General features: G+C 56.6%; 14 protein-coding genes. 13 read left to right on the top strand and 1 reads right to left on the bottom strand.

Translation table 11 applies throughout. From position 1 onward, the window contains the following. Positions 1-47 precede the first annotated feature (47 nt). Positions 48-1,052, bottom strand: a complete 1,005-nt coding sequence (gene flk / locus WFK85_RS03820; RefSeq protein WP_166990871.1) for a flagella biosynthesis regulator Flk — start codon at positions 1,050-1,052, stop codon at positions 48-50. Between the two features lie 114 nt (positions 1,053-1,166). Here flk and pdxB point away from each other — a divergent pair, with 114 nt between their 5' ends. From pdxB to argT, 13 genes are all read left to right on the top strand, one after another. After that, positions 1,167-2,303, top strand: coding sequence for a 4-phosphoerythronate dehydrogenase PdxB (pdxB, locus tag WFK85_RS03825; protein WP_166990874.1), 1,137 nt, complete (start codon positions 1,167-1,169; stop codon positions 2,301-2,303). A gap of 69 nt (positions 2,304-2,372) precedes the next feature. Beyond that, on the top strand, positions 2,373-3,386 hold the full coding sequence (locus WFK85_RS03830; protein ID WP_039305160.1) for an aspartate-semialdehyde dehydrogenase: 1,014 nt from the start codon (positions 2,373-2,375) through the stop codon (positions 3,384-3,386). Then, a complete protein-coding gene (gene truA, locus WFK85_RS03835) occupies positions 3,386-4,201 on the top strand; it encodes a tRNA pseudouridine(38-40) synthase TruA (protein WP_008459710.1) in 816 nt (271 codons plus the stop codon). The genes WFK85_RS03830 and truA overlap by 1 nt, the downstream gene beginning before the upstream one ends. A gap of 25 nt (positions 4,202-4,226) precedes the next feature. After that, on the top strand, positions 4,227-4,886 hold the full coding sequence (locus WFK85_RS03840) for a DedA family protein (RefSeq protein WP_008459711.1): 660 nt from the start codon (positions 4,227-4,229) through the stop codon (positions 4,884-4,886). Positions 4,887-5,024: 138 nt separating this feature from the next. After that, positions 5,025-5,945 carry an acetyl-CoA carboxylase, carboxyltransferase subunit beta gene (accD, locus tag WFK85_RS03845; RefSeq protein ID WP_008459714.1) on the top strand — a complete coding sequence of 307 codons (921 nt, stop codon included), beginning with the start codon at positions 5,025-5,027 and terminating at the stop codon, positions 5,943-5,945. Between the two features lie 64 nt (positions 5,946-6,009). Further along, complete coding sequence (gene folC, locus WFK85_RS03850) at positions 6,010-7,278, top strand: bifunctional tetrahydrofolate synthase/dihydrofolate synthase (RefSeq protein ID WP_336706890.1); 1,269 nt, start codon at positions 6,010-6,012, stop codon at positions 7,276-7,278. Continuing rightward, a complete protein-coding gene (gene dedD / locus WFK85_RS03855) occupies positions 7,268-7,984 on the top strand; it encodes a cell division protein DedD (RefSeq protein ID WP_213712827.1) in 717 nt (238 codons plus the stop codon). Before folC ends, dedD begins: the two co-directional genes overlap by 11 nt. Positions 7,985-8,283: 299 nt before the next feature. Beyond that, entirely contained in the window at positions 8,284-8,769 is a 486-nt protein-coding gene (cvpA, locus tag WFK85_RS03860; RefSeq protein ID WP_008459721.1) for a colicin V production protein, read from the top strand. Between the two features lie 37 nt (positions 8,770-8,806). After that, positions 8,807-10,324 carry an amidophosphoribosyltransferase gene (gene purF / locus WFK85_RS03865; protein WP_008459723.1) on the top strand — a complete coding sequence of 506 codons (1,518 nt, stop codon included), beginning with the start codon at positions 8,807-8,809 and terminating at the stop codon, positions 10,322-10,324. A gap of 135 nt (positions 10,325-10,459) precedes the next feature. Beyond that, a complete protein-coding gene (locus WFK85_RS03870) occupies positions 10,460-11,872 on the top strand; it encodes an MFS transporter (protein ID WP_336706895.1) in 1,413 nt (470 codons plus the stop codon). Between the two features lie 65 nt (positions 11,873-11,937). Then, a complete protein-coding gene (locus WFK85_RS03875) occupies positions 11,938-12,609 on the top strand; it encodes an ArsR/SmtB family transcription factor (RefSeq protein ID WP_336706897.1) in 672 nt (223 codons plus the stop codon). 21 nt (positions 12,610-12,630) lie between these two features. After that, the gene (locus WFK85_RS03880; RefSeq protein WP_336706898.1) at positions 12,631-13,203 is read left to right on the top strand and encodes a UbiX family flavin prenyltransferase; all 573 of its coding nucleotides are present in this window, start codon (positions 12,631-12,633) and stop codon (positions 13,201-13,203) included. Positions 13,204-13,490: 287 nt separating this feature from the next. After that, positions 13,491-14,273, top strand: coding sequence for a lysine/arginine/ornithine ABC transporter substrate-binding protein ArgT (argT, locus tag WFK85_RS03885; protein ID WP_039295568.1), 783 nt, complete (start codon positions 13,491-13,493; stop codon positions 14,271-14,273).

Below are 14,273 nucleotides of genomic sequence, written 5' to 3' on the forward strand. Positions count from 1 at the left end.
TTGCCCGTTTTTTCCCTCTCCTTTTGGGAGAGGGTTGGGGTGAGGAACTAGATCACCAGCCAGAGCAAAATCACCACCACGACCAGCGCGATCAACGCCAGACCAGGCCTCGCGCTCAGCGCCTTTATCGGCTCGATAATTGCGCTAAACATCGGGTTGTAGATCGGCTGAATATCACGCACTTCAATCGTAGCTGGCTGTCGCTCGGCGCGTTTTAAAAACACCTGATTGAGAATGTCCTGTACCTGCGCGGTCGTCAGTATCGTTTGCGGCGTGGCCTGGAAGCGCTGCTGGCTGTAATCCACCATCTCTTTCCACTCCTGCGGCTCAAGCGGCTGCTTTAGGGCCGCCTGCACGCTGTGCAAAGTAGGCGCAGACTGCTGGCTCAGCGTTTGCCTTGCCTGGAGCCAGGTTGTCAACAAAGCAAAGTGCTTAGCCGGAATGAGTTCACCGGTTTTCACGCCGGACAGCTCCAGCATTGACTGCCAGATTTGTTTCCCGGACTCGCCCGTTGCCGCGGCGAGTTTGGTGACAAGCTGGTTCAGGCTGTTGTGCTCGGCGGGGAGCAGCGGGCGGTCGGTGGCCGGGCGCTGCTGCGGCTGAGGGATGGCGAGCTGGTTGTTTTGCAGCAGCGTCAGCACGGTTTTGAGCTGGTCCGGCGTGAGCTGGCTCAGCGCCGTCTGGCCAAACTGCTGGCGGATAAAGTCGCTCACCGCCTGGCGGTTATTGCCCTGGGGCAGCAAATCGCTCAGTTGCTGAATGATCTGACGCGTTGCCAGCGTGGTTTGCGCACTGGTCAGGCGCTGATTCAGGTTCTGCTCAGCGGCGGGGAAATGCCGAGACAGCAGCGGCGTCTCGCTTTTGAGTCCCAGATCGTGCTTAAGGCCCGCCCACACTTCAGCGCTCTGCTGTTGGCTAAGCGCAATGATCCGGGTGATCAGGCGCTCCAGCACGGTACGTTGCTGGGTGGAAAGCGGCTGTTCGCCGGCGGCAGACGGTGCGGAGGGAGGTTCCCCCGGAGGACGCGGCGTGGCGCCCTGAATGGGTTGCATTATTAAATGATCCTTAAGTGCGACAAAACATTCGCAAGTAGTTCGTTATGCCCGGACGTCAGATTATGGCACACTATCCGGCCTTATCTCGACGATTAACAGACAGGTACTCAGGTGAAAATCCTCGTTGATGAAAATATGCCCTATGCCCGCGAACTTTTCAGCCGCCTGGGCGAGGTGACTGCCGTGCCGGGACGTCCGATTCCGGTGGATGCGTTAACGGATGCTGACGCGTTGATGGTTCGTTCGGTCACCAAAGTGAATGCCGAACTGCTGGACGGTAAAGGGATCAAATTTGTCGGGACGGCCACGGCCGGAACCGATCACGTTGATGAAGCGTATTTGCAAAGTGCCGGGGTGGCTTTCTCTGCCGCTCCTGGATGCAACGCGATTGCCGTGGTTGAGTATGTGTTCTCCTCCTTATTGATGCTGGCCGAACGTGATGGTTTTGAGCTGAAAAACCGGACAGTCGGCATCGTCGGCGTGGGTAACGTTGGTGCCCGTCTTCAGGCGCGTCTGGAAGCCTGGGGCGTGCGTACCTTACTGTGCGACCCGCCGCGAGCCAATCGCGGTGATGAAGGCGATTTCGTTTCGCTGGAAACGCTGGTGCAGGAAGCCGACGTCATCACCTTCCATACGCCACTGTTTAAATCCGGCGAGTATAAAACGCTGCATCTGGCGGACGAGGCGCTGATTAGCCGCCTGAAGCCTGGCGCTATTCTGATTAATGCCTGTCGTGGCCCGGTAGTGGACAACAACGCATTGCTGAAATGCTTAAAAGCAGGGCAGAATCTCAGCGTTGTGCTGGACGTCTGGGAGCCGGAGCCGGATCTCAACGTCGAGTTGCTCGACAAGGTCGACATTGGCACGGCGCACATTGCGGGCTATACGCTTGAAGGTAAGGCTCGCGGTACTACTCAGGTCTTTGAAGCCTTTAGCGATTTTATCGGCCATTCTCAAAAAGTGGCGCTGGATTCACTTCTGCCTCCGCCGGAGTTTGGCCGCATCACGCTGGCAGGCCCGCTCGATCAGCCCACGCTCAAAAGACTGGTGCATCTGGTGTATGATGTGCGCCGCGACAACGCGCCGCTGCGAAAGGTAGCCGGTCAGCCTGGTGAATTCGACAAGCTGCGTAAGAACTACCTGGAGCGCCGCGAGTGGTCATCGCTGTATGTGCAGTGTGACGATGCCGACGCGGCAGGCATGCTGCAAAAACTTGGCTTTAGCGCGGCACATCACCCGCTTCGCTAAGCAATATCTTCTGGCTCCCTGGGGCGACGTCCCGGGGAGCATCTGTTCTATTTTCTGGAGTAAACCAACATGTCCGAAGGCTGGAATATTGCCATTTTAGGCGCCACCGGTGCCGTAGGCTCAGCTTTGCTTGAACTGCTTGCTGAACGTCAGTTCCCGGTTGGTGAATTGTATGCCCTGGCGCGCGGCGAGAGCGCCGGTGAAAATCTGCGTTATGAAGGCAAAACTATCCTGGTGCAGGACGCGGCAGAGTTTGACTGGACGCAGGCTCAGCTGGCGTTCTTCGTCGCGGGCGTTGAAGCCTCCGCTCGCTATGTGGAAGAAGCGACCAACGCGGGCTGTCTGGTGATTGACTCAAGCGGTCTTTTCTCGTTGGAGCCGGACGTGCCGCTGGTTGTGCCGGATGTGAACCCGTTCGTGCTGAGTGATTACCGTAACCGTAATCTGGTGGCCGTGGCGGACAGCCTGACCAGCCAACTGCTGAGCGCTTTGAAACCGTTGATTGAGCAGGGTGGCCTGTCACGTATTCAGGTGACCAGTCTGCTGTCTGCTTCTGCGCGCGGCAAAGTGGCCGTAGACGCGCTGGCCGGGCAAAGCGCCCGTCTGCTGAACGGCATTCCTATTGATGAAGAAGACCTGTTTGGCCGCCAGCTGGCGTTCAACATGCTGCCGCTGGTGCCGGACGCCGAAGGCAGCGTGCGGGAAGAGCGTCGCCTGGTGAATGAAGTGCGTAAAGTGCTGCAGGACGATGGCTTAATGATCTCCGCCAGCCTTGTGCAGTCGCCGGTGTTCTATGGCCATGCCCAAATCGTCAACTTTGAAGCGCTGCGCCCGCTGGCGGCAGAAGAAGCCCGCGATGCGTTTGCTCAGGCAGAAGATATTGAGCTGTCTGAAGAGGGAGAATTCCCGACTCAGGTGGCGGATGCGTCCGGTAGCGGCCATCTTTCTATTGGCTGCGTACACAACGATTACGGTATGCCGGAGCAAATCCAGTTCTGGTCAGTCGCCGATAACGTTCGCTTTGGCGGCGCGCTGATGGCGATAAAAACCGCTGAGAAACTGGTGCAGGAGTATATGTACTGATGTCCGAAGTGCTAAGCGAAATTCCGCTTCATAAAATCGCGCTCGGCATTGAGTACGACGGCAGTAAATATTACGGCTGGCAGCGCCAAAACGAAGTGCGCAGCGTGCAGGAAAAACTGGAAAAAGCGCTGTCTCAGGTGGCCAATGAGCCGATTAACGTGTTTTGCGCAGGGCGTACCGATGCGGGCGTTCACGCCACGGGCCAGGTAGTGCATTTTGAAACCAGCGCGGTGCGCAAAGATGCGGCCTGGACGATGGGCGTCAATACGAATTTGCCTGGTGACATCGCCGTGCGCTGGGTAAAAGATGTGCCGTCTGAGTTCCATGCCCGCTTTAGCGCCACGGCTCGCCGCTATCGCTACGTGATTTATAATCACCGCCTGCGTCCGGCCATTCTGCAGCAGGGCGTAACCCATTTTCATCTGCCTCTGGATGCGGATAAAATGCACCGCGCCGCGCAGAGCCTGCTGGGGGAAAATGACTTTACCTCGTTCCGTGCGGTGCAGTGCCAGTCCCGCACCCCATGGCGCAATATGATGCACATTACGGTAAACCGCTACGGCGCTTACATCGTGGTGGACATTAAGGCCAACGCTTTTGTGCACCACATGGTGCGCAACATCGTCGGTAGCCTGATGGAAGTCGGCTGCGGCAACCAGGCTGAAACCTGGATGGCCGATCTGCTGGCAATGAAGGACCGCACTAAGGCCGCTGCCACCGCGAAGGCGGAAGGGCTGTACCTGGTGTCGGTGGATTACCCCGACCACTTTGCGCTGCCGCGTCTGCCGATGGGGCCGCTTTTTTTAGCCGATTGATTGCTGCTTAAGAAAGGATACTTTGATGGATTTCATCCGTTTTATCATCGACTTCATTTTGCATATCGACGTGCATCTGGCCGAGCTAGTGGCACAATACGGTGTCTGGGTTTACGCTATTCTGTTCCTGATTTTGTTCTGCGAAACCGGGCTGGTAGTTACGCCGTTTTTACCGGGTGATTCACTGCTGTTTGTGGCGGGCGCGCTGGCGTCGCTGGAAACCAACGACCTGAACGTGCATTACATGGTCATTTTGATGGTGATTGCCGCCATCATCGGCGATGCGGTGAACTACACTATCGGGCGGCTGTTTGGTGAGAAGTTGTTCAGTAATCCGAATTCAAAAATCTTCCGCCGCAGTTATCTCGATAAAACTCACGCTTTTTACGAGCGTCACGGCGGAAAAACGATTATCCTCGCGCGCTTCGTGCCGATTGTGCGAACCTTCGCACCGTTTGTCGCCGGGATGGGGCACATGTCCTATCGCCATTTTGCGTTCTATAACGTCGTCGGCGCACTGCTGTGGGTCTTGCTGTTCACCTACGCGGGCTACCTGTTCGGTAACCTGCCGGTGGTACAGGAAAACCTGAAGCTGCTGATTGTGGCAATTATCGTGGTGTCGATTTTGCCTGGCGTGGTGGAAGTTATTCGCCACAAACGCGCGGCGTCGCGGCAGTCAAAATAATACGTGGCAGCGGTTCGACCACTTTTTTATCCAAAGTAGCGGGCCGTTGTGTTTTAATGAGCACCATTTATGGTCTGGGGCAGGGAAAACTGCCGCAGAAAAGCTGGTATCGACCAGGTTCAAGCAGAAAGGTCATCAATGAGCTGGATTGAACGAATTCTCAATAAGAGCAATATTACTCCCACCCGCAAGGCGAGCATCCCTGAAGGGGTGTGGACCAAGTGCGACAGCTGCGGCCAGGTCCTGTACCGCGCCGAGCTGGAACGCAATCTTGGTGTCTGCCCTAAGTGCGATCACCACATGCGTATGTCGGCCCGCGATCGCCTGCATAGCCTGTTAGATGAAGGCACAATGGTGGAATTGGGGAGCGAGCTTGAGCCAAAAGATTTGCTGAAGTTCCGTGACTCCAAGAAGTACAAAGATCGTCTGGTTAGCGCGCAGAAAGAGACCGGCGAGAAAGACGCGCTGGTTGTCATGAAAGGCACCCTGCACGGTATGCCTGTTGTGGCTGCGGCCTTCGAGTTCGCCTTTATGGGCGGCTCAATGGGCTCCGTAGTTGGCGCGCGTTTTGTTCGTGCCGTTGAGCAGGCGCTGGAAGACAACTGCCCAATGGTGTGCTTCTCCGCTTCCGGCGGGGCGCGTATGCAGGAAGCGCTGATGTCGCTGATGCAGATGGCGAAAACCAGCGCTGCGCTGGCAAAAATGCAGGAACGCGGTCTGCCGTACATCTCCGTGCTGACTGACCCAACCATGGGCGGCGTTTCCGCAAGCTTCGCGATGCTGGGTGACCTGAACATTGCCGAGCCGAAAGCGCTGATTGGCTTTGCCGGTCCACGCGTTATCGAGCAGACCGTTCGTGAAAAACTGCCGCCGGGCTTCCAGCGCAGTGAGTTCCTGATCGAAAAAGGCGCTATCGACATGATCGTTCGTCGTCCGGAAATGCGCCTGAAACTGGCGAGCATCCTGGCGAAGTTCATGAATCTGCCAGCGCCAAACCCGGAAGCCCCGCGTGAGCCCATCGTGGTTCCGCCAGCACCGGAACAGGGTCAAGAGGCCTGATTCGCAACTAAGGGCAGGCCAGCAGGTTCTGCCCTTTTCTTTATGTGCATGTTAAGTGGGCATCATGGACAAAGACCTTATTCCTCAAGCCACGTCGCCCCTGGCCACGTGGCTTTGCTATCTTGAAAACCTTCATTCCACCACTATCGATATGGGCCTTGAGCGCATCAGCAACGTTGCGCGCAAGCTCGATGTGCTGAAACCTGCGCCAACGGTTTTTACCGTGGCCGGCACGAACGGGAAAGGCACCACCTGCCGTACGCTTGAAACCGCGCTGATGGCCGACGGCTATCGAGTAGGGGTTTATAGCTCTCCGCATCTGGTGCGTTACACCGAGCGCGTGCGCATTCAGGGTGAAGAGTTGCCTGAAGCCCTGCATACCGCCTCGTTTGCCGAAATTGAGGCCGCTCGCGGAGATATTTCCTTAACCTATTTTGAATACGGAACGCTCTCGGCCTTGCTATTGTTTAAGCAGCAGGCGGTAGACGTGGTGATTCTTGAGGTTGGCCTTGGCGGGCGTCTGGATGCCACCAATATTGTGGATTCCGATGTGGCTGTGGTCACCAGCATTGCGCTCGATCACACCGACTGGCTTGGCCCGGACCGTGAGAGCATTGGCCGTGAAAAAGCCGGCGTCTTCCGCAGAGATAACCCTGCGGTTGTGGGCGAGCCAGATATGCCGCAGACGATTGCCGATGTGGCGCAGGAGAAGGGCGCGCAATTACTGCGCCGCGGCGTTGACTGGGATTATGAAGTTAAAGGCACAGGCTGGACGTTCCGGGACGCTAACGGCGAGCTTAAAGATCTGCCGCTGCCGCTGGTTCCACAGCCCAATGCCGCCACGGCGCTGGCCGCTTTACGTGCCAGCAAACTGAACGTGAGTGAAAACGCGATACGCTATGGCATCGAACATGCCACGCTGCCGGGGCGTTTCCAGATTGTGTCTCAGGCACCGCGCGTGATTCTTGATGTTGCCCATAACCCTCACGCGGCGGCTTACCTTGCGGGTCGCCTGGCGGCGCTACCAAAACAGGGTTGTGTGCTGGCGGTGATTGGCATGCTACACGATAAAGACATAGCCGGAACGCTTGCCTGTTTGTCGCCTCAGGTCGATAGCTGGTATTGTGCTCCGCTGGAGGGGCCACGAGGCGCAAGCGCAGAGCAGCTTATGGCCCATCTTGGTCACGGCAAAGCATTTGCAACCGTGGCGGACGCATGGCATGCCGCCATGGCGGAAGCAACGGCCGAAGATACCGTGCTGGTGTGTGGTTCGTTCCACACGGTGGCCCATGTAATGGAAGTACTGGACGCGGGGAGAGCAGGTGGCGAGTAAGTTTCAAAACCGATTAGTCGGAACCATTATTCTGGTCGCACTGGGCGTGATTGTGCTGCCGGGTCTGCTGGACGGGCAGAAAAAACATTATCAGGATGAGTTCGCGGCCATTCCTTTGGTGCCAAAACCTGGAGACAGCGACGAGCCCGATATGCTGCCGGCGGCTACTCAGGCTTTGCCAGCGCAGCCGCCGGAAGGCGCGGCGGAAGAGGTAAGGGCGGGCGCTTCCGTACCGCCGGGGCTGAACAGCGGGGCTATCCCGAACGAAGGCTCTGCGGGCGTTGACGAAGTGCCTGTCGCGCGCGAACAGCCTAAGCCGCAGCCCGTGCAGGAAAAACCAAAGCCTAAGCCGGTGGAAAAACCGCAGCCTAAACCTGCCGCTGATGATAACACTGGTCAGCAGCTTGCGATGGCCTCCGAACAGCCGTCGAAGGCGGAAAAAACTGCCGACAAAGCCCCGACCGGGCAAGCCTATGTGGTGCAGCTTGGCGCATTGAAAAATGCGGACAAAGTGAATGAAATTGTTGGTAAACTGCGCGGGGCCGGGTTCAAGGTTTACACCTCGCCGACCACGCCTGTGCAGGGGAAAATTACCCGTATTCTGGTCGGGCCGGATGCCTCGAAAGATAAGCTGAAGTCTTCGCTGGGCGAACTGAATTCGCTTTCTGGTCTGAACGGCGTGGTGATGAATTATTCGCCAAGGTAGTCGCCGGTGACCCTCACCCCGGCCCTCTCCCTGGAAGGGAGAGGGGGAAAAATATCGCACCATACTGTTCCCTCGCCCCTTTGGGGAGAGGGTTAGGGTGAGGGGAAAAACGACGGTACATCGTCGCTTCCCCCCAACGGAGTGAAGGCAAAACAGGCACTTTTTTAATGGCGTTGATGCTTTTTTCAACGCCATTATTTATTTACGCGGGGGAAGGAAATCCCTACGCAAACGTTTTCTTTTTCTGTTAGAATTCGCCCCGAACTGGACGTCAGGGCAATTTATCACGAGATTTTTTCATGATCTGGATAGATTACGCCATCATTGCGGTTATCGGTTTTTCTTGTCTGGTAAGCGTAATACGTGGGTTTGTGAAGGAAGCGTTATCGCTTGTGACCTGGGGATGTGCTTTCTTTGTCGCCAGTCATTACTACACTTATCTGTCAGTCTGGTTCACTGGCTTTGAAGACGAACTGGTACGTAATGGGATAGCTATCGCGGTGCTGTTTATCGCGACGCTGATTGTTGGTGCGATAGTCAATTATGTGATTAGCGCGCTGGTGCAAAAAACCGGCCTGTCGGGTACAGACAGGGTGTTGGGGATCTGTTTTGGCGCCTTGCGTGGCGTACTGATCGTCTCCGCCATTCTGTTCTTCCTGGATACCTTTACCGGTTTTTCGAAAAGCGATGACTGGCAAAAGTCGCAGCTTATCCCACAATTCAGTTTCATCATCAGATGGTTCTTTGACTATCTGCAAAGCTCGTCAAGTTTCTTGCCCCGCTAATCGTAGTGGGGATGTGGCTTAATGAGGAAAAGACAACATGTGCGGTATTGTCGGTATCGCCGGTTTCATGCCGGTAAACCAGTCGATTTATGATGCGTTAACGGTGCTTCAGCACCGTGGCCAGGATGCCGCAGGCATCGTCACCATCGACGCGTTAAATTGCTTCCGTCTGCGTAAAGCGAATGGCCTGGTGAGCGATGTGTTTGAAGCCCGTCACATGCAGCGTCTGCAGGGGAATATGGGTATTGGCCACGTGCGTTACCCCACAGCCGGCAGTTCCAGCGCTTCTGAAGCTCAGCCTTTCTACGTCAACTCGCCTTACGGGATTACGCTGGCGCATAACGGTAATCTGACCAATGCCCACGAGCTGCGCAAAAAACTGTTCGAAGAAAAGCGCCGCCACATTAACACCACTTCTGATTCTGAAATCCTGCTCAATATCTTTGCCAGCGAGCTGGATAACTTCCGCCATTATCCGCTGGAAGCAGACAACATTTTTGCTGCTATCGCCGCCACTAACCGCCAGATTCGCGGCGCTTACGCCTGCGTGGCGATGATTATCGGCCACGGCATGGTTGCCTTCCGCGACCCGAACGGCATCCGCCCGCTGGTGATCGGCAAACGCGATCTGGGCGATGGCCGCACCGAATACATGGTGGCCTCCGAGAGCGTGGCGCTGGACACTCTGGGCTTTGAATTCCTGCGTGATATCGCGCCGGGCGAAGCAGTTTACATTACTGAGAAAGGCCAGCTGTTCACCCGCCAGTGCGCCGACAACCCGGTCAGCAATCCTTGCCTGTTCGAGTACGTGTACTTTGCTCGCCCGGACTCCTTCATCGACAAGATTTCCGTCTACAGCGCGCGCGTTGAGATGGGGAAAAAGCTTGGCGAAAAAATTGCCCGTGAATGGGAAGACCTGGATATCGACGTGGTCATTCCGATTCCAGAAACCTCCTGCGACATCGCGCTGGAAATCGCCCGCATTCTTGAGAAGCCGTACCGCCAGGGGTTTGTGAAAAACCGCTACGTGGGCCGCACGTTTATCATGCCAGGCCAGCAGCTGCGCCGTAAATCCGTGCGCCGTAAGCTGAATGCCAACCGCGCTGAATTCCGCGACAAGAACGTGCTGCTGGTGGATGACTCCATCGTGCGTGGCACCACCTCTGAGCAGATTATCGAGATGGCACGTGAAGCCGGTGCCAAAAAGGTTTACCTGGCATCCGCTGCGCCGGAAATTCGCTTCCCTAACGTGTACGGCATTGATATGCCGAGCGCCAACGAGCTGATTGCTCACGGCCGCGAAGTGGATGAAATTCGCCAGATCATCGGCGCCGACGGCCTGATTTTCCAGGATCTGGACGATCTGATCGAGGCGGTACGCGTGGAAAACCCGGACATCACCCAGTTCGAATGCTCCGTCTTTAACGGCATCTACGTGACGAAAGACGTTGACCACAAATACCTGCAGTATCTCGAATCCTTGCGTAACGACGACTCCAAAGCGCTGGCGCGTCAGAACGAAGTGGAAAACTTAGAGATGCACAACGAAGGCTAAGCTAAGCCGCCCTCGTTTACAGGCCCACGGTTTACCCCGTGGGCTTTTTTATGCCCGATGCACAGAGAGACAAATTGTGGTTGGTTTTTCATTCTATCATTCCATTACTTTATGGAATGATAGATGGAAGAGTGAATGTCAGACATTACGAGTCAAAATGCCTCCTGGGCCACGCTGCTTAGCGGCCATAACGGGCTGCGATCCCTGGCCCTCGCCGGCGGTGTGGCGCTGCATGCCATTAATATTTATATCGTCACCACGATTTTGCCGACCGTCATTCAGGAGATTGGCGGCCTGGCCTGGTATGCGTGGAACACCACGCTCTTTGTCGCCGCGTCGATTGTAGGCTCCGCCATCTCTGCGAAGCTGATTGCGCGGCAGGGCGCGGCGATGGCCTACCTGTCGGCCCTGCTGCTGTTTTCCTGCGGGGCGGTAATCTGCGCGCTGGCACCCTCCATGCCGGTCATGCTCCTGGGGAGAGTGGTGCAGGGACTCGGAGGTGGTGTGTTGTTTGCGCTGAGCTACGCGCTGATCCGCGTCGCCTTTGAGGCTCCGCTATGGTCCCGGGCTATGGCGCTGGTTTCCGGCATGTGGGGCATCGCAACCCTATGCGGCCCGGCGATCGGCGGTGTTTTCGCGGAGATCGGCGAATGGCGCCTTGCGTTTTGGGCGTTGCTGACGATAGCCGCCGTGCTTGCCCTGATTGTGATGGTGCAATTTAGAAGCATGTCGAAGCCTGAAGCCGGTGAGGCACGATTGCCCGTACTCACCATCTCGCTGTTGGTCCTGTCTGTGCTAGCCATTTCCCTCGCCGGGCTGGGCGGTTCTTTGGCCCTGAATATCTCCGGAATAGCTGTTGGTCTGGGGCTAGGGTGGCTCATCGCTCGCCTGGACAGCAGGCCGGACGCGGCAAAATTGCTGCCTCGCGGCGCTTATTCCCCGACGCGCGGTATTGGCCTGCTTTATGCGATGATGGCGCTGCTGGTCATTGGCCTGACGACGGAAATTTACGTGCCATACTTTCTGCAGCTCATCCATCTATTCAGCCCGTTGTCTGCCGGTTATTTGACGGCAATGATGGCCGGTGGCTGGACGCTGGCGGCGCTTTGTAGCGCTTCAGTCAGTTCAAAAATGTCGCAGCGGATAATCTGCGTCGGGCCGCTGGTGGTGCTTGTGTCGTTGGTCACGCTGTCCATTATTATGCCGACACCTTTTAACGGCCCGGCGGGCGTGGTTGCCTGCGGTACGGCGCTGGCGGGCGTTGGGTTCGGGATTGGTCTTGCCTGGCCTCATCTTTTAACGAAGGTATTTCAGGCGGCATCGCCCGGGGAAGAAACGCTGGCGTCGGCCTCCATTACCACCGTGCAGCTTTACGCGACGGCGCTCGCCGCCGCCCTGGCCGGGGTTATTACTAACGGGGCCGGCATCACCTCACCCGGAGGGGTTGAAGGGGCCAGCGCGGCCAGTATGGCGTTGTTTGGCGCCTTCGCTTTGGCGCCGGCCGGTGCGACGCTTTTAGCAATACGTCTGAGTCGGCAGGCCAGGTGATATCTGTCACTTTAGGGGCGGCAATGCTAACATCGGCGGCGTTTGGCGGATAACGGGCAGCGTGGATGAAAAAAGTGATGGGGAGCCCGCAGGGCCAACTAGAAATACTGGCAGGTCTTGCTCGCGCGATGGCGCATCCCCATCGTCTTGCCTTGCTGGAGGCCGTTTTTCAGCACGAAAGTTCAGTTGAGCAACTGGCAGAGACAACCGGCCTTTCCGTGACCAATACCTCCCAGCATTTACAGCAGCTCAGGCGGGCCGGGTTCGTACAGTCGCGGCGCGTCGGGAAGCAGGTTTTTTACCGCGAAGGGGAAGGGCCGGTGGCAAACGTGCTTTCTGCTCTGCACAATTTTAATACCTGGCAGCACAGCGAAATGCAGCGCGTTGCGACGGAGAGTCTCTACAACCCGCAGCGGCTGGAGGGGGTTTCCATTGAAGCGCTGCTGGCCAGGCTGGAGCAGGGCGCGTTGTTGCTGGATGTTCGCTCCGCGGAAGATTATTCCGCCGGCCATATTCCCGGTGCGCTGAATATTCCGCTGGAGAAGCTGGAGCAGCACCTGTCTGATTTACCTCGCGACAGGGAAATTCTGGCCTACTGCGGCGGGCGTTTCTGCGTACTTTCCAGACAGGCAGTGGCGTTTCTGCGCCAGAAAGACTTTAGGGTGCAGCGCGTGGATGATGGTTTTCCTGGCTGGCAGGCGGCCGGGTTGCGAGTTGAGTCGAAATGGTCATCCTGAAAGGGTGAGAAAAGGTGATGAATGAAACGACTGATTGTCGGTATTTCCGGCGCAAGCGGCGCCATTTACGGGGTGCGTTTACTGCAGATCCTCCAGCAGCTGCCGGAGGTGGAAAGCCACCTGGTGATGAGCAATGCGGCGCGCCAGACGCTGGCGCTGGAAACCGATTACTCGCTGCGTGATGTGCAGGCCCTGGCGGATGTTGTGCACGACTCACGGGATATCGCCGCCAGCATCTCCTCTGGTTCGTTTAAGACCATGGGGATGGCGGTGCTGCCGTGCTCGATTAAAACGCTGTCCGGCATCGTGCACAGCTATACTGACGGGCTGCTGACCCGTGCGGCGGACGTGGTGCTGAAAGAGCGTCGCCCGCTGGTGCTTTGCATTCGCGAAACGCCGTTGCACCTCGGGCACCTGCGCCTGATGACCCAGGCGTCTGAGCTGGGCGCGGTGATCATGCCGCCAGTGCCGGCTTTTTATCATCGCCCGCAAACGCTGCAGGATATTGTCGACCAGACGGTCAACCGGGTGCTGGATCAGTTTGACCTTGAGCTGCCCAAAGATCTGTTCGTTCGCTGGGGTGAACACAAGTAATGCACTGCTGCGGTGCATCACAAAATGATTGCCTCATTATGGGGCAATTCTGCAACGCCGATCGCTTTTAGAAGATTTAATCCTCGAAAACCGCCTTCCCCTCTAGTCCCGCTTCCCAGACCTGCTATCTTTCAAACTAGCGCGAAGTTGCAACGTTTTATTAACATAAATCAGCGGCTTTTTTCCACGCAGGGAAAAGTGGCATGAGAACTGCAACTCTCCGTATGCAAAGGCATTACCACACAACAAGACATCACAAATAAGAAAGCCAAACTTGAGGGTATCGTATGAAGAAGTCGGTTCTTGCACTGTCTTTACTGCTCGGCCTGTCCAGCGCAGCCAGCGTGTTTGCAGCGATTCCGCAAAACGTCCGCATTGGTACCGACGCGACCTACGCGCCATTCTCTTCGAAAGACGCGAAAGGCGATTTTGTTGGGTTTGATATCGATCTGGGTAACGAGCTTTGCAAGCGCATTCAGACCAAATGTACCTGGGTTGGCAGCGACTTTGATTCCCTGATCCCGTCGCTGAAAGCGAAGAAAATTGACGCCATTATCTCGTCTCTGTCGATCACCGAAAAACGCCAGCAGGAGATCCTTTTCTCCAACAAACTGTACGCGGCGGATTCCCGCCTGATCGCGGCCAAAGGTTCCCCGATTCAGCCGACGCTCGAATCGCTGAAAGGCAAGCACGTTGGGGTGCTGCAGGGCTCCATTCAGGAGACCTACGGCAACGCTGAATGGCGCCCGAAAGGCGTTGATGTGGTGGCCTACGCCAACCAGGATTTGATTTACTCTGACCTCGCTGCAGGGCGCCTGGATGCGGCATTCCAGGACGAAGTTGCCGGGAGCGAAGGCTTCCTGAAACAGCCTGCCGGGAAAGACTATGCCTTTGCCGGTCCGTCCGTGAAGGACAAAAAATACTTCGGCGATGGCACCGGGATCGGCCTGCGTAAAGATGACACCGAGCTGAAGGCCGCGTTCGACAAAGCGCTGGCTGAAATGCGTAAAGACGGGACTTACGACAAACTGGCGAAAAAGTACTTCGACTTTAATGTTTACGGCGAATAA

Origin of the sequence: Cedecea sp. VD22, from assembly GCF_037150195.1 — a bacterium.
In the GTDB taxonomy this organism is placed as follows: domain Bacteria; phylum Pseudomonadota; class Gammaproteobacteria; order Enterobacterales; family Enterobacteriaceae; genus Cedecea.